The organism is Pseudomonas moraviensis subsp. stanleyae, from assembly GCF_036283065.1.
Lineage (GTDB): Bacteria > Pseudomonadota > Gammaproteobacteria > Pseudomonadales > Pseudomonadaceae > Aquipseudomonas > Aquipseudomonas stanleyae.
The window spans coordinates 112,049-133,572 of sequence record NZ_JAADJI010000004.1 but is presented as its reverse complement, the minus strand read 5'-3'; the positions used below and the strand labels follow the sequence as shown (position 1 = coordinate 133,572).

Sequence of the window (21,524 nt, the reverse complement as noted above, 5' to 3'; positions counted from 1 at the left end):
CAAGATCATGGCACTGAGTAATATTGGCGGGCTGCTGGAAAAACGTCGCTCGGCACTGCTCGAATACTGCATCGGTCAAGTGGCCAATGATAAATACCCTTTTCTGAAAACACCTGAAGACTTGTTTGAATTGCTGCGCATGGACCCTCTGGATACTTATCAGGTCAAGAGTTCCAGAGTTGCCGAAGCGATAAGTTGTGTGCAGCAGTACATCCATGCGGTGTATCGAAAGCTGGAACCAGGGTTCCAGGATCACGAGTTCGACAAGCGTCATCTGCGCGAATGGGAGATTTTCAGCAATTATCCCGACTGGACCGTGCCCCACCAGATTTCATGCTATGCGGAAAACTTCATCGTTCCATCGGTGCGACTGCGCAAAACCAGTCTGTTCAAGAATCTGGAAAACAACTTGAACCAGGCCCGTTTGGACAGAGATACCGTGCAGGCTGCGCTGCAGGATTATTTGCAGGCATTCGAACAAATCTGCGATCTCGATGTGACCAGCTGCTTCATGGACGGCGTGACACCGGCCAAAGCCGATTACTACTTTCTGGGGCGGCAGCGGGTGCAACCGTTTCAGTATTTCTGGCGCAAGGCCGAGATCGAGCTGGGCGCAACCAGCGTAGCGGTCAATCCGGCGGTCTGGAGTGAATGGCAAGCCGTGGAAATCCCGACCGCCGATCAGGTTCTGGATATTCGCCCGGTGTTCTGGAATGGCCGGTTATGTGTGGTCTGGGCCGAATGGCGCGACGCGGTAGTCGCTAGCGCAGCGGAGGCGCTCAGCCCGAGCAAACTGGTGATCAATCTGGCATTCATGAAGCAGAACGGGCAGTGGTCTGCGCCGTTGTGTGTGCACAGTTCAGAACACAAGAACGGGGGGTTGGCGAGCTCCAGACTGATTGCGACGGTGCAGGTCGATTATTTGAATCCGAAGGGCAAGTTGGGGATTTTACTGACGGGCAACCTATCTTCGCCATCCGGCAGTCTGCGGGTGCATGGTGTCTACGACGTTCTGATGCGCCCCCTTTTGGACGGTGGCGCATGGCTGGATCTGGCGCTTGAGGAGCGATTCGTCAGCAACGATACGGTTCAGCACCCACTGAACAGTCAGGTGACTGTTGTCACTCGCATAAAGAGCCATGGTTCCCTGACGCCCTATCTCGACCTGCACGTTATGGCAACGCGCGCGGATGACAAAGATGTGCTGACGGTGCAGGGTTTTTGCAGCCCCACCGGCCTGGACAGCGCTCGGTTGACAATGGTGCTGCAAATTGCAGGTCAGCCTTCTGATAGTGACCCGCCGCCGATCCTCGAAGAACAGAATGCAGGCGGGGGCTGGGCAACTCAGTCGTGGACTTCCTCGCGGACGAAAGGCACCTGGCCCACGCCAGTCACGTTTTTATTCGCCTCTCCCACTTCCCCGACAGGACAGAAAGAGTTCGACCTGACGATTGTCGATCTCATCGACTTCGTCCCGCCAACTCTGCACAAGAACAGTACCGACGGGGCACAGTTTCTTTCATTCAATCAAGCTGGACTGGCATTGAAATTCATTCGGCTCAATTCCTTGTTTGGCTCGGAACTGGTGCGATGCTCAAATATTTCCGTGGACGCCGTGCTGGACTGGTCCAACCAGTTCATTCGCGAACCGTCGCCGACTGGCGCAGAGTTCGTTGAACCACCCAATGGTGCTTTCGGCGGTGCCAATGGTCTGAACTTCTGGGAGCTGTTTTTTCACCTGCCGCATTTGATCGCCACCCGGTTGCGCGACGAAGAACGCTTTCAGGAAGCGCAGAGCTGGCTGCATTACGTATTCGATCCACAGGCCACCGCGGATCCGGCCAATCCGCCAGTTCCGATCACGAACCCGAAACCGGCGTATTGGCGTTGCCGGCCTCTGGATATCGCAACAGCGCCGGGCAATCCAGGGTGGGAAATCCAGAATCCCCTTGATCCGGATGCCATTGGCTATGCCGCACCCGCGCATTTTCAGATCCTGATGTTCACCGACTATGTAGAAAACCTGATGGCGTGGGGCGATTGGTATTACCGCCAATTGACCCGTGACAGTCTGGTGGCCGCCAAGCTGTGCTATGTCCAGGCCGGGTTTCTGATGGGCAAGGCGCCCACCGCCGACACAGCGACTCGTTGGCAGACCGACACCGTGGAAAACCTTTTGGAGCAGTGCGAATCGCGACCCCTGCTCGAAGCGCTTGAAACAACGCTGGATTTCAACCTGGCGGATTACCCGATCGCTTCCGATACCCCGCCGATCCTGGGTTTGTTGGCCTGCGAACCTTTTAGAATTCCGATCAACCAATCGCTGCTCGACCTGTTTGCAAAGCCGCAGCAACGCCTTGATAACCTGCGCAACAATCTTACGATCGATGGCAAACCGCTGGACGTGTTGCTGTTCAGCCCGATGACTGATCCCAGGCAATTGCTCCGCGATCTGGCCGCTGGTAGCGCAGCCGGGCCCAGACCGATGGGCGGGCGGCTGGTGGTCAATGCGTATCGCTGGCGGGTCACGTTCGAAGTCGCGTTGCGCGGAGTACAGAGCCTGCGAGATTTCGGCAGTCTGGTGCTGCGTCTGCTCGAACAACGCGACCGTGCCGAGCAGGAAGAATCACAGCAGAACCATTTGCTGGAGCTGGGTCGCTATGCCGAAACGGTGCAGGAACAATCCATCGCCCAGCTGGAGGCGAATGTCACAGCGCTGAAGCAGAGTCGGGCAATGGCGCAGGACCGGGCCGACGCCTATGCAACGCGTTACAGCGAAAACGTTTCGCCGATCGAGTATCAGGTCATGGCCAGTCTGCACCAGTCGAAAACATCAGCGCTGCAGGCCAAAGTCGTCAGAGTGGCAGGGGGTGTCATCGCGGCGTTGCCAAAAATTTATGGTACTTCCAACGGTGGCTTCAAACCCGAACACGCTTTCGATGCAGTGGCTTTCGGCCTGGAGGTTTCTTCATCACTGTTGCAAATCGACGCCGACCGACAGGCCACCACCGAAGGTTATCGTCGTCGCCGCAGTGAGTGGGCGCTGCAACGCGATCAGGCGCTGGCGGAGGTGGGTGCAATCGATGCGCAGATTGAAGCGCAAAGCCATGCGGTCAGCGCGGCGAGGTCCAGCCTTGAACAGACGCTCAGGGCCAACAGCCAAGCGTTGACCATGTACAACTTCCTCAAGAAACGCGCGAGCAATGCCGAGCTGTTCGGCTGGATGCTTGGCCAGCTCAAGGCGCTGCACTATCAGGCGTACGACGCGGTCGTCAGCCTGTGCCTCAGCGCTCAGGCCTCACTGGCTGCCGAAACCGGAGATTATGATGCCCCCGTCCCTTTGCCTCAGGCCTGGCTCGATCACCGTTATGGTCTGGGCTCTGGTGAACAACTGCACATGTACCTGCTGGACCAGGAGCGCAGGCGCTTGCAAAGCTACGAGCGGCGGCCGGAACTGATCAAAACCATTTCCCTGCAGCAGTTGTACGACGACAGAATCGAGCCTCAAGAGGGCATATCCAGCTGGGCAGATGCACACGCGCAATTGATGGCAACAGGTGTGTTGGAGTTCAGACTGACCCAGTTGCTGTTCGACCGTGATCATCCTGGGCATTTCTGCAGGCAGATCAGTTCCGTGGAAGTCGATCTGCCTGTGCTGGCCGGTCCCTACGAGGATGTGCGGGCAACGTTGCTGCAGATCAGTAGCGTGACCGCGACCCGACCGACCACACAGTCTGTGCAGTATTTGCATAAGCCCACCGCAATCGCACCTGGCGATCTGCTGTTCAACCTGCGTAGCGGTCAGCAGATCGTTTTGTCGGTCGGGCTTGGCGATAATGGCCAGACCAACCAGAAACCCGACGAAGGATTGCTCAACCCGTTTGAATACACGGGTGCCGTTTCCCATTGGCGGCTGAGTTTTCCTCGCCCGCTTAATCAGCCACAAGCGGCAATGCTCAAATCCTTGACCAATATCATTCTTCGCGTGCGGTACTCCATCAAGACCGGCGAGCCGACGTACGCCCAAAAGGTCGCGGACCTGGTGACCGAGGCTGAAAACACCAGCCTGAAGAACCAGAGCAATGGAGCCAGCGATCATGAATGAGCCCGTCGTGCAAAAAAATGAAAGTCTGCTGCTCAATGGTGACTTCAATGATCGGCTAAGAGAGTGGCGTACCAGCGGTAGGGTTGGCCTGGCGAGCGAGTTTTATGATGGCGAGTTTGTCAATTTCATGGAGGTCGGTGTCGGGGCTTCAGCTACACAGGAAGTCAAGGCTCCCAAAACCCCCGGTGCCCACGTCGGTTACGAACTGACGTTTCTGTGTGAACTGCGGCCCGGCGTGTCATGGTCGGGCGAATCGGGCTGGTTGCACATCCGCAAGCGCGGTGAAGTGTTGATGAGCATCGAACTCACGGCGCAAGAAGGCCGGAATCCGGAGCTCGAAAATGCCCGACGGCTGGCGGGACAGCCGCTGGAATTCAAGCCGCGCGCGTATCAACGGTCGCTGGATCAATTGGAATTCGTCAGAGATGACGCATTGAGCTTTGAGGTCAGCGGTGTTCCTGACAACACGGGCGACAATCGGTCGGCAATCTGCATCACTCGAATCGACCTGCAACTGAAACTTGAACCGCTGCAACTGCAGACGGTGCGGCTGGATAACGAAGATCTGCCACCAGGCCAGACGTTATACCTCTGCCTGGGCGCTTCCCTTGGCGTTGACCCGGACGACTCTCTGTACATTCCACACGGCCTGTCTTTTATCCCTGCAGACGGCAGCGCCTGGCTGGATACAGATACCGCATTGAGCATTCACGGCAACCCGATGGAGTCAGTCAAGGCGACCCCCGACTGGGGCGCCTATCAACCGCTACTGTCGCAGTGGTTGCTCGATTGCCCGGATATGGGGGAGGAAAAGGCTCATGACTTCACGATAAGTCTGGTGAACCAATACAACGCCGAGCCATACACGATGGACGTGTCGTTGGGGCATCATCGATTAGCGCTTCGGGAAGTACAGAACGCGGCCTATTACCCTGTTCTGGAGTATGCGCAAAGTGTCCGCCTGGGTGTGCAGGTTGTGTCGTTCTACACCGGTCAGGCGCTTGATGGCCGGGAAGTCCGGTGGACGACTGCCGGGCAAGGTGTGCTGGGCACCAGCACTACCGATGAACAAGGCTTGGTCTACTTCGATTTCGTTCCTGAGCAAGCAGGCGATTTGGTCCTCACCGCGTCGGTCGACAGCCCTTATTACCCAAGTGGCGAGGTGACCCTGGAATTTTCAGTCACGGTGCTGGCGACCGATCCCTGGATGGACTTGCGTTGCGTTGTCGAAGGGCAGGTAACCCAGTGGAGCGCGACCGGTTATCCCAATCGCGGCACTGATTACCCCTTCATCGTGCGCTTGCCCGCCGACAGCCCTTTGCTGGCGACTGATCTATCGCTGCACTGGAGCGGCGTCGGGCATGAAGAGTTGAAGGTCAGGGTCAACCCGCCACTCCAGCAACCGGTCGCTTTCAATGGCGACGACAGTCTCTGGACGCTGGCCTGCGAGGACTGGCTGGATGGTCGCTTCGAACTGGCATTGGTCTGCTCGAAGCTGTTACTGCCATCGCCGCGTAAACCCATGTCGCTGGCGCGCAACAAGGTCAGGATCGCTGATACGCGCGGCCCGAATATTTCGCCGGTTGTCGAGAACTACGAAAAGACCTTGATGCGGGTGCAGGTGGTGCATGTCACTGACAAAGGTGCCGGTGAGCCAGTAATTGATGCGTTCGTCCACTGGCAAACCCCCGAGGGTATTGTCCAGTCTCGTACTGGCAGTGGGGGCTGGGCCAGCCTGTATTACTGGCCGTCGAAGGCTTTGAGCAACGAGACGATTACCGCCAGTGTGAGTGCCTACGAAGGCGGGCCGGCAAATGGACACACGTTTTCGGTCACGGCGTTTGCACAAGACGAGTGGAAGGACAAGGTCAGCATCACGTTTGATGGCTTTCCAATTATCAATGACGGAATCGCTTGCAAGCGAGGCAAGACGCACATCCTGACGGTCCGTGCAGTTGAGAACAGCCCGCTGATTGGCAAGGCAATTACGCTCGGTTGGCGCAACGCAAAGCCAGAGATCGGGCTTGCGGTGAGCGACCTTGATATACCGAGAATATTGCGCGAAGGGGAAGATCTGAGTTGGTTGTTCAGCTCTGATCGTATCGAAAGTACCAGCAGTATTTTCGAGGTGAGTTTGCTCACCGACACTCTCACGAACAAGGATTTTTCTTGCCGGCTGTTATCACCTGACCTCCATGACGAAATCACCGTGGTCCTGGATCAGATGACCGATCTCAGGGGGCAGCCGCTCTTTCCGTGTATTGGCGCAATACATCGCTATATCTTCCGCACCAATGCGCTGAGTCCTTTAGTGGGGATCGCCATGGATCTGCTGTGGAATGGAAGCCCGGCAGCAGAGCTCGGAATCGAGCTGAGCCCACCCCCCAAAAGCGAAAATGTTGTGGACGACAGCGGGTTTACCTGGACCCTGGACTGTTCAAAAAGTACCAAGCCCGGAGTTTTCGAACTTCGGTTCATTATCAGTTCCCATGGCTTGAGCGACATCAATACGATGACCCTGGGCCACAATAAAATCACGATCGAGGACGCCCGTGCATCTGCGGTGGATCCGGTCATTGGGCAGGATCCTGCGTGGATGTGGCTGAAGGTACGCTCCCCTTATCGTCCCGACCTCGCTCTGGAACAAGTGCCTGTTCAATGGACAGGCGACGGCAGCAGCGAAGAGCACAGGACGGGGTCCGACGGCTGGAGTGGTTTTCCCTTTGCGCCAACCACTGCAGGTGAGCATGTGGTGACAGCGGCGGTAATCAGCCCTTATGACCGTTTTGAAGAGCGCCGCTCCATGCAGGTTCTAGCGCTGGAAGGGGATCCCTGGGCCGGATTGGAATACAGTTTCGACTCCCGACCGTTTCAGCCACTGGGCCATAGCGCTGAATTCCCCCGGCGCAAGGGGCAGCACCAATTGCGCGTGAGTGCTCCGCCGGGCAGTGCGCTGCATGAGCAATATCTGACACTGGGCATGACCGGCACCGGGCCGGCGGAATTGGGCATGCGCTTCGAGGAGCCACGTCTGGGTGACCCCAGGCTTTTCTCGAGCGCCGGAATGACCTATCGGTTCAACGCGGGCGACCTCAAGGACGGGCGTTTCGGCCTGCGCTTTTCCTCGGCGCGGTTGGCGAGGCTTTCTCCGGTTATTGCAATGTCGCTGGGGCAAGGCGCGCAGGTGGTAAAAATTGCGGATCGTTCGCGCAGCAGTCAGACGCTGTTTTGGGGCGAGGCTGTATCTGAGCGGATCACCATTGTGTCGGGCATCAGTGGCAGACCGATGGTGGGGATGAAGGTTGTCTGGTGCAGTCCGGACCTTGGTGAGGTGACCACCATTACCAACTTCTACGGTGAAGCGCGGATACGGTTTGTGCCGACAACACCGGGTGCGGCGCAACTGACCGCTACGGTGGGCGATGCGCTGTATTCGGAATCGATTTCTTTACCGTTTGTTCTGCACGAGCCCCGGGAGATCAAGGAAGTGATCAGCGATGATCTGACCGGGTATCCGGGGCAGGAGATGACCGCGCAAGTCCTGGTAGTGTCAGCCAGTACCGCGCAACCCTTGGCCAATGTCGAAGTGATGTGGGAGTACGACCGCACTTCGCTGCCGACAACCCTGACGGATGCCGAAGGCAAGGCAACGGCGCGCATTGTCTTGGGAGCAGCAGGCGAGGCTGCGGTGTGGGCGTCGGTAAAGGGCGGTTTGGCTGGCTGGGTAGTAAAAACGCTCTGGTTGACCGTCACTGAGCGTCCAGCAGCGGTGAAGTCTGTTGTCGCTTCGCCGAATCCGGCCGTAGTGAACGACTTTGTCGGCATGGTGGCGTCGATCGTGGATAAGACGTCTGGACAGCCGATAGCCAAAAGGAAAATTCTCGTGTCCATTAACGGCAAGCCGTTCCTCGATTCCAGTACAGATACCGCCGGTGAATTCAAAACTCATTGGAGAGTCATGGACGCGTCGGAAACCGTTTCCCTGGAGGTCAGAGTCGAGAACCCTGACGGCACTTCGGACAGTAAGTCCGTGCATGTTCCGATCTTGGGGTGATCAAAGCGCCGCACTGCTTTTCAAGTTCAGATACTGCGTCACCAGTTCGGCTCCCAACTCGGCGGGCCGAACATCCATCACTGCAACGCCATGAGCAGTCAGCCGCTCATGGAGTTGCGAGCGGGCATTGAGAAAATCGATGGTGCCGCAGTAGGCGAGTGCCTCGGGCATTGTTTGCACCGTGGTCTGGCGCAATGTATCCAACGCCTGTTCACGCAGGCTCGCCACCAGCACCCGGTGTTGCGCGCTCAGGCGTTTGACCGCACCGAGCAGTTGATCATCGTCATCGCGCAAATTGGTCACCAGCACTACCAGCGCCCGGCGCTTTTGTCGCGTCAGGAGTTGGTTGACGGCGGCCTGATAATCAGCCGGATGCTGTGTGCTGTCGAGGTCGTAAACCGTGTTCAGCAGCACGTTCAGTTGCCCGCTGCCTTTGACTGGCACGACATGGCGCGGTTGATCATCGGCGAACGTACTCAATCCCACCGCATCGCCCTGGCGCAACGCCACATAGGCGAGCAACAGACAGGCATTGAGTGCGTGGTCGAAGTGCGACAGCTCACCGTCCTGGCTGCGCATCTGCCGGCCGCAGTCAAGCAGGAAGATGATCTGTTGATCGCGCTCATCTTCATACTCGCGGGCAATCGGTGTGCGCTGACGGGCAGTGGCTTTCCAGTCGATCTGGCGCAGGCTGTCGCCTTCGCGAAATTCGCGCAGTTGATGGAATTCCTGACCCTGACCGCGACGTTGTCGCTGACGTACGCCGAGCTGGCTGAGCCAGTTGTCGACGGCGCGCAACTGACCGCCATAAAGCCGGGCAAAATCCGGATAGACGCGGGTCTGATCGACGACTTTGAGCAGGCACTTTCCTGCCCACAGACCCAGCGGGCTGGGCAGGTTGACTTCACAGTGCTCGAAGCCGAAATGCCCGCGTTGGCCCGGACGCAGTCGGTAGGTGATCTGGCTGACATGGCCAGGTTGCAGCTCGACAGGCATCGGCAGATGTTCAAACGCGAGGCCGTCGGGTACGTGGTCGAAGAGATCAATAGTCAGTGGCGCGGCGTAGTCATGCGTAATGTCCAGCTGCACCTCTGCCCAGCGTCCCAATGCCAGACTGCCGGGCATCTGTCGCTTGATGCGCGGTGAGGGCAGGCGTCTGAGGCGCACAGCGTCGATAACCGCCAAGGCCAACAGCGCCAGGAGCAAACCCCAATTGATCGCAATCAGGCTGGACGGAATGTCGATCTGCAACGCTTGCAGCGCGCCGAGCACAATGCTCACGCCCAGCAGCAGGCCCAGCCAGATCAGGAGCAGCCGCGAGGGTTTCACAGGCGCGGCGCCGGCACTTGATCGAGCAATTGCGCGAGCACCTGATCGACCTGCAGACCTTCGATATCCAGCTCCGGCGCGATGCGCACGCGATGGCGCAGCACCGCCAGCGCGCAGCCCTTGATGTCATCCGGAATCACGAACTCGCCGCCGCGCAACAACGCCCGGGCACGAGCACACCGAACCAGGGCAATCGAGGCGCGCGGCCCGGCGCCGAGGGTCAGCCCCGGCCAGGTACGCGTGCTGCGCGCCAGGCGCACGGCGTAGTCGAGGACCTGATCGTCGAGCGGCAAATCACTGGCAATCCGTTGCAGCGCTTGTACATCCTTGGCCTGCAAAACGGTGCGCAGCGGCTGCACATCGAGCATGTCGGCGCGGCTCGAACGGCAGACCTGACGGACCATGTTCAATTCCTGATCAGCATCGGGATAATCCATGCGCACCTTGAGCATGAAGCGGTCGAGTTCGGCTTCCGGCAGCGGATAGGTGCCTTCCTGTTCGATCGGATTCTGTGTCGCCAGCACCATGAACGGCTGCGCGATCGGCAGCGCGCGACCTTCGAGCGTCACCTGACGTTCCTGCATGGCTTCGAGCAGCGCTGCCTGGGTTTTCGCCGGAGCGCGGTTGATTTCATCGGCCAGCAGCAGATTGGTGAACAGCGGGCCTTTGCGCAGTTTGAATTGCTCGCTCTGCAAGTCGTAGACGGCGTGGCCGGTGACGTCGCTGGGCATCAGATCCGGAGTGAACTGGATGCGTGCAAACTCACCGCCAAAGCAACGCGCCAGTGCCCGCACCAGCAAGGTCTTGCCCAGACCGGGCACGCCTTCGAGCAACACGTGGCCGCCGGCAATCAGCGCGGTCAGCACGTCGTCAACCACCGCATCCTGGCCGATCAGCGCTTTTTTCAATTCGTTGCGCACCGCCTGTGCCAACTGGCTGGCACGCTGGCGTTGCTGAGCGGCATGCGTCGCGCTGCCGGGCTCGATCTGTTCAGTCATAACGCGTTCCTCAAGGTTTGCAGGTGAGCGACCTGCCGGCTGAATTCGGCGCTGGACAAGCGCTGCTTCGCTCGTGGGCTCAGGGCCTGGCTGATGGCGCGGGTGGGTTGCCGGGTCAGGCGCGATAACGCCAGCCACTGTTCGGCGACATTCAATTGATCGAAACCGGGATGGCGGCGGCGGGCGCGGCGCAAGATGTCCTGTTGCAAGGCTTGCAGCAGCGCTTGCTGGCCGTTGTGGCGCAGCAGGAAATCGGCACTGGCGCGCAAATGCTCGAGCAGTTGCCGCCGACCCGCTGGCGCCGGCATCTGCACCGGGCCGTGACGCACGCTTGCCTGCCACAGCCAAAGGCCGATCAAGGCGAGCAGGGCGACGATGGCTTGCGCAAAGTAGCGCCAGAGCAACGTCCACAGGCCATCGTGCGCCGTGTTGTAAACCAGCGTGACGTCGGTGTCGGCGCTCAGGTACCAGAGCAGCCAGGCGTTGTCGTATTGGCCGATGGCTGGGGTTTTCCACAGCTCGGCATCGGTAACCACGGTGACCGTGCCGAGGCCGTATACCCGTTGCATCATGTGCGTGGCTTTGGCGCTGTTGGCCCAGGCCTGCGCAACGTTGTTCGGGTCATCGAGGTGGAAGTCGGTGTCGAACCCGGCGTAGGCCGGCGCGTCTTCGTCTTCCAGATACAGTTTGGTCAGTTTCGGGAAGCGATCCTTTTCCACTTCTGCCGGAGGATCTTTCAAGTCTTTGCTCAGGGATTGGTGCAGTTGCACGCGGTCGAGCAGCAGATCGTTGCTTTGCCGGGTCTGCGCATCCCACAGCGACTCGGCGACAAACACCAGACGCCCGCCGGCGCGAGTCCAGTTCAGCACCTGATCGACTTCACGCGGCGTCATCCGTGCGCGTTCGCCGAACAAGAGCAGGGTGTGGCTGTGCGGATCGATCTGCGGCAGCACCGCCAGCGTTTCGGCGTGATTGACCGCCAGACCACGTTCGCGCAGGAACATTTCTGCCGCCAGATACGGGTTGGCTTGCGCCGTGGGCGAGGGGCCGTGATCAATGACTTCCTGATACGGCCGGGCTTTGAGAAACACAAACAGGCTCAGACAGCCGAGCAGCAACAGCGCCAATGCACCCAGCGACCAGCCGATGCGCCGGTTCAATGCCGAGCCCCTTTGCTGAACAATTCACGCCAGCCGTCGCACAGTTCGGCTTGCAGGTGCGCGGCTGGAACCCGGTGCCCATAGGCCATGTTCTGCCAGTGAACCGTTAGGTTGCGGCTGTAGGCGAGCAGGTCCGGGCGTTGCAGTTGTTCAATGCGTTCGAGGATCTGGTTTTCGGTGTCGGCGGCTTTCAGCGTCAGGTCGAAATCGTGCAGCAGATGGCTGAGCAGGCCGCGATAGAGCAGGCCCAGCGCGGCGCGAGGTTCGCTGAGCCACAATTGTTCGGCGCTGGCGGCGATGTCTGCGGGCAAGGAATCACGGTTCAGGTCGAGGCCGAAAACCTGTGGCGGCGCCGGGCGTTTGCTGCGCGTTGGCAGGGTCGGTCGGCGGCTGACAAAGGCCTGGAGAAATTCGCGATAACGCCAGATCAGCCAGCCCAGCGCCGCGATCAACGCGCCCCACAGCAGCACTTCAATCACGCCGGCGAGGGTATCGAGGTGCCGACCGTCGAGCCAGCCGAGCAGGGTCTTCAGCCATTGCGGTGCCTTGCCCGTTTGCTTGTCCCTGGCCGGACTCGCCGGGTCATCGCCGAAGCGATAGCGGGTGACGCTCTCTTTGTTCTTGAACGGCGGTTGTTCCAGCAGCGACTGAATGCTGGCGTGCGCGGCCTGACTGGTCAGCGGCTGATTGAGCAGTCGTGGCGCGTCCGGCGTATCAGCCGCCCATACGGGTTGCAGGTTCGGCAGCAACAGGCACGCGGCGAGCAACACACCGAGCACGCCGTTGTTCAAGCGCTGGCGCAAACGGCGGAACACCAACTCGATATCCCAGGCCTCCAGTTGCGTGCGCCGGTTCAGATAGAGGCTGAAGCCGCAGGCAACATACACCGGCTCCCAGACCACCAGGATCAGCGCGTAAAAAGCGTTGGTCAGGTGCTCCAGCCAACGCCAGTCCTGATCGGCCGCGAGCAGCAATGACTGCCAGTCCCAATCGGTTTCGATCTGCTGCGGCAAGAGCATGTAGAACAGCACCATCAGGCCGATCCACAGTGCGGTTTCCAGATGCACGCCGATAACTGTCAGCCATTGCGCGGCGCCGCCGTTGCGTTGCAGCAGCACTTGCAAACGTTGTTGTCGGGCCTCGCCGTCGAGACCTTCGAGTTGCGTCACCGGCAGTACAAAGCTGCGGCTCAGGCTCAGCCGTCGCCAGGTCAGACTGGCCAGCAATTGCGGCCTGAGCAGGCGCGGCCATTCACGCAGGGCTTGTTTGAGGGTTGGCGTTTCGCCGAACAGCGCTTTGGAGAGGATGTACAGCGGCAGGCGCTCGTAGGCCGGTTTCAGCCACCAGAAAATGAACACCGCCAGCGACGGTGAATCCCACAGCAACAGGCTGAGCAGGGCGAACAGCGGCAGGGTGATGATCGCCCAACTGGTCATCAACAACCGGCGATGCTGCTGGCTCATCAACACACCCAGGTCCATTGATTCCCAGGTCGTGCGCGGGCGGATCACTACGCTGGCGTCACTCAGGCGCATGGCGGGTCCTTCCGGCAAACGACAGGTAAACCGCAACGGCCAGCCACAACGCGGCGCCGACGGCGTATTTGGTCAGCGGTGCGACACTGGTTTTCGACGACCAATACGCCTCAATGAATGCTGCGATCAACAGGAACAGCATGACCCCGCACACCAGCAACACGCTTTTTTGCGCGGCCAGGCGCAGTGCCTCGCCGCGGGTCAGGCGCCCCGGTGCAATCAGCGCCCAGCCCAGCTTGAGGCCCGCTGCACCGGCGAGGGCAATGGCGGTCAGTTCGAATGCACCGTGGCCGATCACGAACGACCAGAAGGTCTGGCCAAAACCGATTTCGCTGAGATGTCCGGCCACCGCGCCAATGATCATGCCGTTGTAGAGCAGGAAAAAACCGCTGCCTACGCCCATCAGCAAACCGCTGGCGAAGGTCTGAAAGGCGATGCCGATGTTGTGCATCACGTAATAGCCGAACATCACCCAGTCTTCACTCGCTGCGCGTTCCGCCGAGCGTCCGAGGTGGCCGGCGACGGGGTCGTACATGCCCTGCATTTCACGAACCTGTTCGGCGGGGATCAGGTTGTAGATCAGTTCCGGAAACTGATAAATCAGCACGGCGAAACCGATCAGACTGCCAAAGAACAGCAGGCTGGCGACCGCGATGAAGCGCCATTCTTCGCGCACCAGCCGCGGGAAATCGGCGAGTATGAAACTGATGATTTGCGCGCCGAGGCGGCTGCGATGCCGATACAGCTGTTGATGACCACGCAGCACTTGCTGTTGCAACGAATCGATCAGAAAACTGCTGTAGCCCCGCGCCTGAGCCAGGGCCAGATGTTGGCAGAGGCGCCGATAAGCCTTGGGAAAAGCTGCCACTTGCGCGGTGTCCTTGCCCTGTTCAAGGTGCTCGAGCGCCAAGGCGAAGTGCTCCCATTCGGCCTTGTGGCGACTTTCGAACAGGCTTTGCTTCATGGGGTCGGCCCCAGCAGTCCGCGTGCGATGCCATTGAGTTCGGACACGGCCTTGGGCGCGGAAATATGCAGCGGCTGGGCCAGCAATGCCGCCAGCTCGCTGACCCGTGCCGGCGACAACTCGGCCTGCCGCTCGGCGAAACCGAGCACCGCGCGTTGTTCGCTCAGGGAGAGTTGGACGGGGCAGCGACGAGGTTCGGCATCAGGCAATTGCGGTCGGCTCAGCGCGCGCTCGCTGTAGACCACCAGGGTGCCAGCGGCAATATCGCCGAGGCGTTTGAAGGTCGGATGTTGCAAGCAACTGAGCGCACCGAGGCAATAGCCGAAGGGCAACAGATCGACAAAACGCAGCAGGTTGCGCAGCAGTGAGGCCGACCAGCCGATCGGCGTGCCGTCATCGTGGACGACACGCAAACCCAGCCATTGCTTACCCGGCGAGCGGCCCTGGCGCAGCACTTCGAACAGCACCATGTACCACCAGCTGATGGCAAACAGCAGCAAAGAACCGAGGCCCATGCCGAGCTTGCCGAGAAATGCCAGTGCGATAAACAGCACGCCGAGAATCAGGCCGCGAATGCCCAGATCGATGGCAAACGCCACGGCGCGCACCATCAACCCGGCAGGGCGCAACGGCAGGTCGACGCCTTCCGGCGTTTCGACCTGATGCCGCGTATCCAGCGGCGGGGCCAGCGGTGCTTTCCTTGGCGGTGCTGTGGGCTCGAGCATGGGCTACCTGATGTTCGCCTGTTCGGGATGCAATTGCGCCTGATGCTAGCAGCCTCTCGGGTGTGGGAGCGAGCCTGCTCGCGAATGCGGTGGATCAGTCAGTCCATTTGCAACAGACAGAAAGCTTTCGCGAGCAGGCTCGCTCTCACAAGGGAAATGCAATTCAGCTGTAGGAATCTGGAGAAATTGCTGTTCAAGGGCTGCGAGGCTGGCCGTGGCAACCCTGGAGCGCCTAGACTTCGCCGATCTTCTGTTCAGGATTCGCCCGTGACTTCAATCTTCTGGTACGACTACGAAACCACTGGCATCAATCCGCGCAACGACCGTCCGCTGCAAGTCGCCGGAATTCGTACTGACCATGCGCTCAACGAAATCGACGAGCCGGTGAATCTGTATTGCCAGCCCAGCGAAGACATCCTCCCGCACCCGGCCGCCTGTGCGATCACCGGCATCACCCCCGGCCAGCTCGCCGAAAAGGGCCTGAGCGAAGCTGATTTCATGACTCGCGTGCATGCGCAACTGGCCGCACCGGGCACCTGTGGCGCCGGTTACAACACCTTGCGTTTCGACGACGAGATGACTCGCTACAGCCTGTATCGCAACTTCTTCGACCCCTATGCGCGGGAGTGGCAGGGCGGTAACAGTCGCTGGGATCTGATCGATGTGGTGCGCGCCGCTTACGCATTGCGCCCTGATGGTCTGGTCTGGCCGACCGATGATGAAGGCCGGGTGACCCTCAAGCTCGAACGTCTCACGGCGGCCAACCATATCGATCACGGGCATGCCCACGAGGCGCTGTCGGATGTGCGCGCTACCATCGCGTTGGCGCGGCTGATTCGCGAGAAACAGCCCAAGCTCTACGACTGGCTGTTCCATTTGCGCAGTAAACAGAAAGTCATGGACCAGATTCGTCTGCTGCAGCCGCTGGTGCATGTGTCCGGGCGTTTCTCGGCGGCGCGCAGTTATGTCGGCGTGGTCCTGCCGCTGGCCTGGCACCCGAAAAATCGCAACGCCTTGATCGTCTGTGACTTGCATCTCGATCCGCAGGGGCTGCTGGATCTCGATGCGCAAACTCTGCGCCAGCGCTTGTATACCCGCCGCGATGACTTGGCCGAAGGTGAACTGCCGGTGCCGCTCAAGCTCATTCACATCAATCGATGCCCGGTTGTGGCACCGCTGAAGGTATTGCGCGCAGAAGACCGGCAACGCCTCGGTCTGGATATGGCGCTTTATCAGGAGCGCACAGTGCGACTAACTGACGCACAACAACTCTGGAAAGATAAAATCGCGGCGATTTATGCCAGCGAAGATTTCACCCCCAGCGAAGATCCCGAGCAGCAGTTGTACGATGGATTTATCGGTGATCGCGATCGGCGGCTATGCGAACAAGTTCGAACGGCCGATCCTGCGCAATTGGCGCAAGAGCAGTGGCCTTTCGATGATGAACGTTTGCCCGAATTACTTTTTCGATATCGAGCGCGCAACTTTCCGGACACCCTGGATGTTGCCGAGCAGGAGCGCTGGAAATTATTTTGTCAGCAGCGTCTGACGCAACCCGAGGCAGGTGCGCCGAATACCGTGCAGGCATTTATCGAGGCTGCCGAGCAATGGTCGCTTAGTGCGACGCCAATGCAGAGAGAGGTACTCAATGACTGGCAGAACTATGTCCAGGCATTACGCAAACGTTTGAATCTTTGAAATCGAACATACCCGGAATTAATTTACGGGCATAAAAAAACGCCAGCGCTAGCTGGCGTTTTTTCTTCGCGGATCGCTCGGCGAAGACGTTGCGGCTTAGCCCAGCAGGGTCGCCCAGCCTTCAACCACGTCGCCGCCCCACTTGGCTTTCCACTCTTTCAGAGTCTTGTGGTTGCCACCTTTGGTTTCGATGACTTCACCGTTGTGCGGGTTTTTGTATTGCTTAACTTTGCGTGCACGCTTGGTGCCGGTAGTTTTCACTGCGCCGCCACGTGGAGCCTTGGATTTGGCTTCCGGGTCCAGCAGCGCGATGATGTCACGCAGCGACTTGGAGTATTCACCCATCAGCGTGCGCAGTTTGCCTTCGAATTCCAGTTCGGCTTGCAGTTTGTCGTCTTCGGACAGGTTTTTCAGACGGGCTTGCAGCTCTTTGATGGCTTCTTCGGTGGCGCGATATTCGTTGATCAAGGACATGAGTACTACCTTTTGTAGAATGCTGAATGACAGGGGACAGTGCCGCAATAATAGTCAGGCTGTTTCATCAAGTAAACATTTAGATCGGCTTTTTATTTAAATGAGTTACAGGGATTAGCCGGCAATTGAATGTTCAGTTAAATAATGTGATGCAGTCAGCATAGATATTTACAGTTGTCTGACAAAAACCTCGCTAAAGCGTCACGGTCTTGACGAAGACCCGCGTCAGAAAGTCGTTTCGCCAAGCTTCGTTGCGCTCCGGCGCGCATGCGTACTGCAGTTTTCCTGCACAGTCGCTAGAATGGCGGCCTTTGTGAAGTTCTGGAGTTTCCCCCTCATGCGCACTTTTCGGCTGGTGATATCTTGCCCGGACCGCGTTGGCATCGTTGCCAAAGTCAGTAATTTTCTGGCCTCTCATAACGGCTGGATCACCGAAGCGAGCCACCACTCTGACAATCAAGTGGGCTGGTTCTTCATGCGTCACGAAATCCGTGCCGATTCGCTGCCGTTCGGTATCGAAGAGTTGCGCGAGAAGTTCGCGCCGATCGCCGAAGAATTCTCGATGGACTGGCGCATCACCGACACCGAGCAGAAGAAACGCGTGGTGCTGATGGCCAGCCGCGAATCCCACTGCCTGGCCGACCTGCTGCACCGCTGGCACAGCGACGAACTGGATTGCGAAATCTCCTGCGTGATCTCCAACCACGACGACCTGCGCAGCATGGTCGAGTGGCACGGCATCCCTTACTACCACGTGCCGGTCAATCCGCAGGACAAGCAGCCAGCGTTCGATGAAGTATCGCGCCTGGTGAAGCAGCACGACGCCGAAGTGGTGGTGCTGGCGCGCTACATGCAAATCCTGCCGCCGGACATGTGCCGCGAATACGCGCACAAGGTCATCAACATTCACCACAGCTTCCTGCCTTCGTTCGTCGGCGCCAAGCCTTATCACCAGGCGTCGCTGCGTGGCGTCAAGCTGATCGGCGCGACCTGCCACTACGTGACCGAAGAGCTGGACGCCGGCCCGATCATCGAGCAGGACGTGGTGCGTGTCAGCCACAGCGACAGCATCGAAGACATGGTGCGTTTCGGCCGTGACGTCGAGAAAATGGTGCTGGCCCGCGGCCTGCGCTATCACCTCGAAGACCGCGTGCTGGTGCACGGCAACAAGACGGTTGTGTTCTGATAGCGCACGACCTGCTTGAAAAACCAAGGGCCTGGGCGTTGAATCGCTCAGGCCCTTGTCATTTGAGCCCGAGGAAAAGCCATGAACGATCCACTGGACAAAGCCACTTCCAAAGCGCCCGCCACCCTTGGTGAAGGTTGCCTGAGTCGCTACGACCCCGACGACATGAGCCCCGAGGATGGCACTGAATTCCCCGGCGCCGCCGAGTTGTGGGAACAGGTGAAACGAGAGCAGGGCGAACCTAAGAAGCCTGCCTGACGTTCATCAACTTCTTCAGCAACGGCTTGCCCAGCATCAACACGAACACCGGGCCGCCAACCAGCAGATAGAAGTAATACGTCACCACCCGCCAGATCAGAATCGCCGCCGCAGCGGTGGATTTACCTACCATGGGCGCGAGCAGCGCGGCCGAGGTCAATTCCGCCGCCCCCGCGCCGCCGGGTAACAGGCTGAACTGGCCGGCACCCAGCGAGAGCATTTGCACCAGAAAACTCCACGCCCACTGCAAGTCGGCACCGAGCCCGCGCAAGGCCAGATATAGCACGCTGTAGCGCAGCAGCCAGTGCACGCAGGTCAGGGCGAACACCTGAACCAGCGTCTGCCAGGGAAGTTTCAAGGTATCGGTAAACGCCGCGAGAAAGTGCAGCAACTTGCGCGCCCAGCGTCGGCGGGTGCGCGCCGTTACATTCATCCCCGCCAACAGCCGCCCACTGAGGCGGATCAATGCGCGGTGATAACGCGCAATCAACACGCAACTGAACAAGCCGCCAAACAGCGAAACGGCGCTGACGGTCAGCAGCCACTCGAGACGATCGCTCAGGTGCTGGAACAGCGCGTAGATCAGAATCCCGCTCAGCGCGCAGAGGAAGAACAGCAGATCGCTGAGCTGATCCATGGCAAACACTGCGCTGCCCCGCGCCGGACGCACGCCGCAACGGGCCAGCAAGGCCATGATGGTCAGCGGTCCGCCGCTGCCGCCGGGCGTGGCGCAGTAGGCAAACTCGGCTGCCATCACTACCCCGAGACTTTTCAACGGTGCGACCTTTTCACGCTGGTCACCGAGCAGCAAACGCAGGCGCAGGGTATTGATGCCCCAGCAGAGCAGGATCATGCCGAACATGATCAACAACCAGTTCAGCGGAAAACTGCGCAGGCGTGCCCAGGTTTCGCCGCCGCCAAGCAACACCGGAATAAGCACTGCCGCAAGCAGGCCGATCAGCAACAACAGGCTGCGCTTCATGCCGCACGTTCCAGTTGACCGCGTTGTTGTTCGAGCCAGTCGATCTTGGTCAGCGGCACGCGTCCTTCCGCCAGCAGGCGTTGCAACGTGTGCAACCAATAATCTCGAGAGAAACGGTGGCGCATGTCGACCGGATGCAGACCCAGGCGAATCACCGGCGCCTCGCGCCAACGTTGTTCACGCTGGTCGCTGAGGATTTTCGACAAGCCACGCCGCCAGGCACTGCGCGCGCTCCAGACCAATCCGGGGGCGTCAATGGCGCTGAAATCGGGCAAGCGATAAAGATGCTGCGGATCGCTGGTGTAAGTGAGCGGCAATTCGCGCAAGGCCTGGCGGGTGCCGTCGCTCATCAGCCAGGCCGGGGCGACGAAGCCGTGCACCGGCCAATCGTAGCGCTGAAAAATTTCCAGACCGGCATGCAGGCGGGCGAGGGCGACTTCGCGGGACAGGCGATAGAACTCGCCTTCATGGGTGTAGACCCGCCGCATGAACCAATCGCGCGGTGTGTGTGGCAGGGGTTCCTGATCGTCGTGGTAATAACCGTGCAGCGCCAGTTCATCGCCGCGGGCAACCCGGGCATCGAGCACTCGCCGGAAGGCAGGGTTGGCATCAAGCGCATCGTGGCGGTGAAAGTCCGGCACCACCAGCCACGTCATCGACACCTTGCCCAAGGCATCGACGGCCTCGACGAAGGGCTGGTAGTCCGCCCAGGTCGAGGGCGCCACATCATGCAACACCAGACAAACCGTTTTCATTTGCTCAACCATTGGCCACCCTTGGCAACGTATGCCCGAGCACCGCGTGGTAGTGGCTGAGCAGGCTGTCGACCACGGTGTCCCAGGCGTAATGCCGTTCTACGTGCTGGCGGGCCTGACGGCCGAGCCGATCACAGCCGCGACTGAACAGCTCGCGCACGGCGTTGGCCATCGCCTGAGGATTATTCGGCGCACAGAGCAGACCGCAGGCATCATTGACGATCTCTTCAAACGCACCGGCCGCCACCGCCACCACGGGAATGCCGCAGGCCATGGCTTCAAGAATGACCAGACCGAAAGTTTCCTGATCACCGGCATGCACCAGCGCATCGGCGCTGGCCATCAGCCGCGCGACTTTTGGCGCCGGGCAGAATTCGTCGATGACGCTGACGTTGTCCGGCACCGCAGCGGGCATCGACGAGCCGACCAGCAGCAAGTGATAGCGCGGACCAAGGCGCTGCATGCACTTGAGGAGCACCGGGAGGTTTTTCTCCTTGGAACCGCGCCCGGCAAAGACCAGCAGGCGGGTGTCTTCGGCAATCCCCAGTTCGGCCCGCAGGCCGGCGTCGCGGGCGTCGGGATGGAAGGTATGCAGATCAACGCCCAGCGGCTGCACATGAACATTGCGCACGCCAAGCCCGGTGAGCTTGTCGGCCATGACCTGGCTCGGCGCGAGAACGCGGTCGAAATTGCCATAGAGGCGGGTAACGTACGCCTCGACATTCGGCGTGACCCAATGGCCCATGCGATTACCCGCCAGCAGCGGCAGATCCGAGTGATAAAAACCGATCACCGGTACATCCAGCTGCCGCCGGGCATCCAGCGCCGCCCACGCGGTGAGGTAGGGATCGCCGACTTCGATCAGATCCGGCTGCAAATCCTGCAGGACGTTTCGCCATGGCGCCAGGCGCAGCGGGAAGCGATAGCCTTTGCCGAAGGGCAGCGCGGGCGCTGGAACCGTATAAATGCCGTCATGTTCACCCAGTCGTGCGCCGGGGATCAGCAGGCTGTGACGAATGGCGTTGCGGTCGCCGAGGCGACGGTGTTTGGCATCCAGATAAGTCCGTACGCCTCCGCTGGCCGGGGCGTAGAACATGGTGATGTCGGCGATATGCACGGTGAGCAACCCTCCGCTGTGTTGTTCTCCCTTGGTTGACCGTTATCCAGAATAGATGTTCGGTCGGGATTGCGCGGTGGGGTGTCAGTGGGGTTTTGTTTAAAGGTAGATATTCGCGAGCAGGCTCGCTCCCACAATGGAATGCATTTTTCCCTGTGGGAGCGAGCCTGCTCGCGAAGAGGCC

Annotated in this window: 15 protein-coding genes; 5 read left to right on the top strand and 10 right to left on the bottom strand. The window is 59.6% G+C overall.

The window, feature by feature from the left end; genetic code table 11:
• Window positions 1-7: 7 nt before the first annotated feature.
• Entirely contained in the window at window positions 8-4,105 is a 4,098-nt protein-coding gene (locus GXB78_RS08085) for a Tc toxin subunit A-related protein (RefSeq protein WP_329515030.1), read from the top strand.
• Window positions 4,098-8,159: an Ig-like domain-containing protein gene (locus GXB78_RS08080; protein WP_329515029.1), complete on the top strand. Its 4,062-nt coding sequence runs from the start codon at window positions 4,098-4,100 to the stop codon at window positions 8,157-8,159. Before GXB78_RS08085 ends, GXB78_RS08080 begins: the two co-directional genes overlap by 8 nt.
• Here GXB78_RS08080 and GXB78_RS08075 read toward each other — a convergent pair whose 3' ends face one another.
• The 6 genes from GXB78_RS08075 to GXB78_RS08050 are packed head-to-tail and all read right to left on the bottom strand — an operon-like array spanning window position 8,160 to window position 14,870.
• Window positions 8,160-9,488 carry a DUF58 domain-containing protein gene (locus GXB78_RS08075; protein WP_329515028.1) on the bottom strand — a complete coding sequence of 443 codons (1,329 nt, stop codon included), beginning with the start codon at window positions 9,486-9,488 and terminating at the stop codon, window positions 8,160-8,162.
• A complete protein-coding gene (locus tag GXB78_RS08070; RefSeq protein WP_329515027.1) occupies window positions 9,485-10,486 on the bottom strand; it encodes an AAA family ATPase in 1,002 nt (333 codons plus the stop codon). Before GXB78_RS08070 ends, GXB78_RS08075 begins: the two co-directional genes overlap by 4 nt.
• A complete protein-coding gene (locus GXB78_RS08065) occupies window positions 10,483-11,646 on the bottom strand; it encodes a DUF4350 domain-containing protein (RefSeq protein ID WP_329515026.1) in 1,164 nt (387 codons plus the stop codon). The genes GXB78_RS08070 and GXB78_RS08065 overlap by 4 nt, the downstream gene beginning before the upstream one ends.
• Window positions 11,643-13,181 (bottom strand): DUF4129 domain-containing protein, encoded by a 1,539-nt coding sequence (locus GXB78_RS08060; protein WP_329515025.1) that lies wholly within the window; start codon window positions 13,179-13,181, stop codon window positions 11,643-11,645. The genes GXB78_RS08065 and GXB78_RS08060 overlap by 4 nt, the downstream gene beginning before the upstream one ends.
• A complete protein-coding gene (locus tag GXB78_RS08055; protein ID WP_329515024.1) occupies window positions 13,168-14,145 on the bottom strand; it encodes a stage II sporulation protein M in 978 nt (325 codons plus the stop codon). The genes GXB78_RS08060 and GXB78_RS08055 overlap by 14 nt, the downstream gene beginning before the upstream one ends.
• Window positions 14,142-14,870 carry an RDD family protein gene (locus GXB78_RS08050; protein ID WP_329515023.1) on the bottom strand — a complete coding sequence of 243 codons (729 nt, stop codon included), beginning with the start codon at window positions 14,868-14,870 and terminating at the stop codon, window positions 14,142-14,144. Before GXB78_RS08050 ends, GXB78_RS08055 begins: the two co-directional genes overlap by 4 nt.
• A gap of 267 nt (window positions 14,871-15,137) precedes the next feature.
• Between GXB78_RS08050 and sbcB the strand changes: the two genes are divergently transcribed.
• On the top strand, window positions 15,138-16,568 hold the full coding sequence (gene sbcB, locus GXB78_RS08045; RefSeq protein ID WP_329515022.1) for an exodeoxyribonuclease I: 1,431 nt from the start codon (window positions 15,138-15,140) through the stop codon (window positions 16,566-16,568).
• 96 nt (window positions 16,569-16,664) lie between these two features.
• Here sbcB and mvaT read toward each other — a convergent pair whose 3' ends face one another.
• Complete coding sequence (gene mvaT, locus GXB78_RS08040) at window positions 16,665-17,042, bottom strand: histone-like nucleoid-structuring protein MvaT (protein ID WP_016773476.1); 378 nt, start codon at window positions 17,040-17,042, stop codon at window positions 16,665-16,667.
• A gap of 337 nt (window positions 17,043-17,379) precedes the next feature.
• On the opposite strand from mvaT, the gene purU reads away from it, so the two are divergent.
• Both purU and GXB78_RS08030 read left to right on the top strand, forming a co-directional pair.
• Window positions 17,380-18,228, top strand: a complete 849-nt coding sequence (gene purU, locus GXB78_RS08035; RefSeq protein WP_016773477.1) for a formyltetrahydrofolate deformylase — start codon at window positions 17,380-17,382, stop codon at window positions 18,226-18,228.
• Window positions 18,229-18,309: 81 nt separating this feature from the next.
• Window positions 18,310-18,486 (top strand): hypothetical protein, encoded by a 177-nt coding sequence (locus tag GXB78_RS08030; protein ID WP_329515021.1) that lies wholly within the window; start codon window positions 18,310-18,312, stop codon window positions 18,484-18,486.
• On the opposite strand, the gene GXB78_RS08025 is transcribed toward GXB78_RS08030, so the two are convergent.
• Genes GXB78_RS08025 through GXB78_RS08015 form a run of 3 tightly spaced genes read right to left on the bottom strand, consistent with a single transcriptional unit; the run spans window position 18,470 to window position 21,319 of the window.
• Window positions 18,470-19,468 carry a lysylphosphatidylglycerol synthase transmembrane domain-containing protein gene (locus GXB78_RS08025; RefSeq protein ID WP_329515020.1) on the bottom strand — a complete coding sequence of 333 codons (999 nt, stop codon included), beginning with the start codon at window positions 19,466-19,468 and terminating at the stop codon, window positions 18,470-18,472. The two genes, GXB78_RS08030 and GXB78_RS08025, sit on opposite strands and share 17 nt — an antisense overlap.
• The gene (locus tag GXB78_RS08020) at window positions 19,465-20,223 is read right to left on the bottom strand and encodes a DUF2334 domain-containing protein (protein ID WP_329515019.1); all 759 of its coding nucleotides are present in this window, start codon (window positions 20,221-20,223) and stop codon (window positions 19,465-19,467) included. Before GXB78_RS08020 ends, GXB78_RS08025 begins: the two co-directional genes overlap by 4 nt.
• 4 nt (window positions 20,224-20,227) lie before the next feature.
• A complete protein-coding gene (locus GXB78_RS08015) occupies window positions 20,228-21,319 on the bottom strand; it encodes a glycosyltransferase family 4 protein (protein WP_329515225.1) in 1,092 nt (363 codons plus the stop codon).
• Window positions 21,320-21,524 lie beyond the last annotated feature (205 nt).

What these genes read in the sequence shown, in the direction of transcription:
- GXB78_RS08085 (WP_329515030.1), top strand. Translation starts at nt 8, where the DNA reads ATGGCACTGAGTAATATTGGCGGGCTGCTGGAAAAACGTCGCTCGGCA.
- GXB78_RS08080 (WP_329515029.1), top strand. Translation starts at nt 4,098, where the DNA reads ATGAATGAGCCCGTCGTGCAAAAAAATGAAAGTCTGCTGCTCAATGGT.
- GXB78_RS08070 (WP_329515027.1), bottom strand. Translation starts at nt 10,486, where the DNA reads ATGACTGAACAGATCGAGCCCGGCAGCGCGACGCATGCCGCTCAGCAA.
- GXB78_RS08060 (WP_329515025.1), bottom strand. Translation starts at nt 13,181, where the DNA reads ATGCGCCTGAGTGACGCCAGCGTAGTGATCCGCCCGCGCACGACCTGG.
- GXB78_RS08055 (WP_329515024.1), bottom strand. Translation starts at nt 14,145, where the DNA reads ATGAAGCAAAGCCTGTTCGAAAGTCGCCACAAGGCCGAATGGGAGCAC.
- GXB78_RS08050 (WP_329515023.1), bottom strand. Translation starts at nt 14,870, where the DNA reads ATGCTCGAGCCCACAGCACCGCCAAGGAAAGCACCGCTGGCCCCGCCG.
- mvaT (WP_016773476.1), bottom strand. Translation starts at nt 17,042, where the DNA reads ATGTCCTTGATCAACGAATATCGCGCCACCGAAGAAGCCATCAAAGAG.
- purU (WP_016773477.1), top strand. Translation starts at nt 17,380, where the DNA reads ATGCGCACTTTTCGGCTGGTGATATCTTGCCCGGACCGCGTTGGCATC.
- GXB78_RS08030 (WP_329515021.1), top strand. Translation starts at nt 18,310, where the DNA reads ATGAACGATCCACTGGACAAAGCCACTTCCAAAGCGCCCGCCACCCTT.
- GXB78_RS08025 (WP_329515020.1), bottom strand. Translation starts at nt 19,468, where the DNA reads ATGAAGCGCAGCCTGTTGTTGCTGATCGGCCTGCTTGCGGCAGTGCTT.
- GXB78_RS08020 (WP_329515019.1), bottom strand. Translation starts at nt 20,223, where the DNA reads ATGAAAACGGTTTGTCTGGTGTTGCATGATGTGGCGCCCTCGACCTGG.
- GXB78_RS08015 (WP_329515225.1), bottom strand. Translation starts at nt 21,319, where the DNA reads ATGTTCTACGCCCCGGCCAGCGGAGGCGTACGGACTTATCTGGATGCC.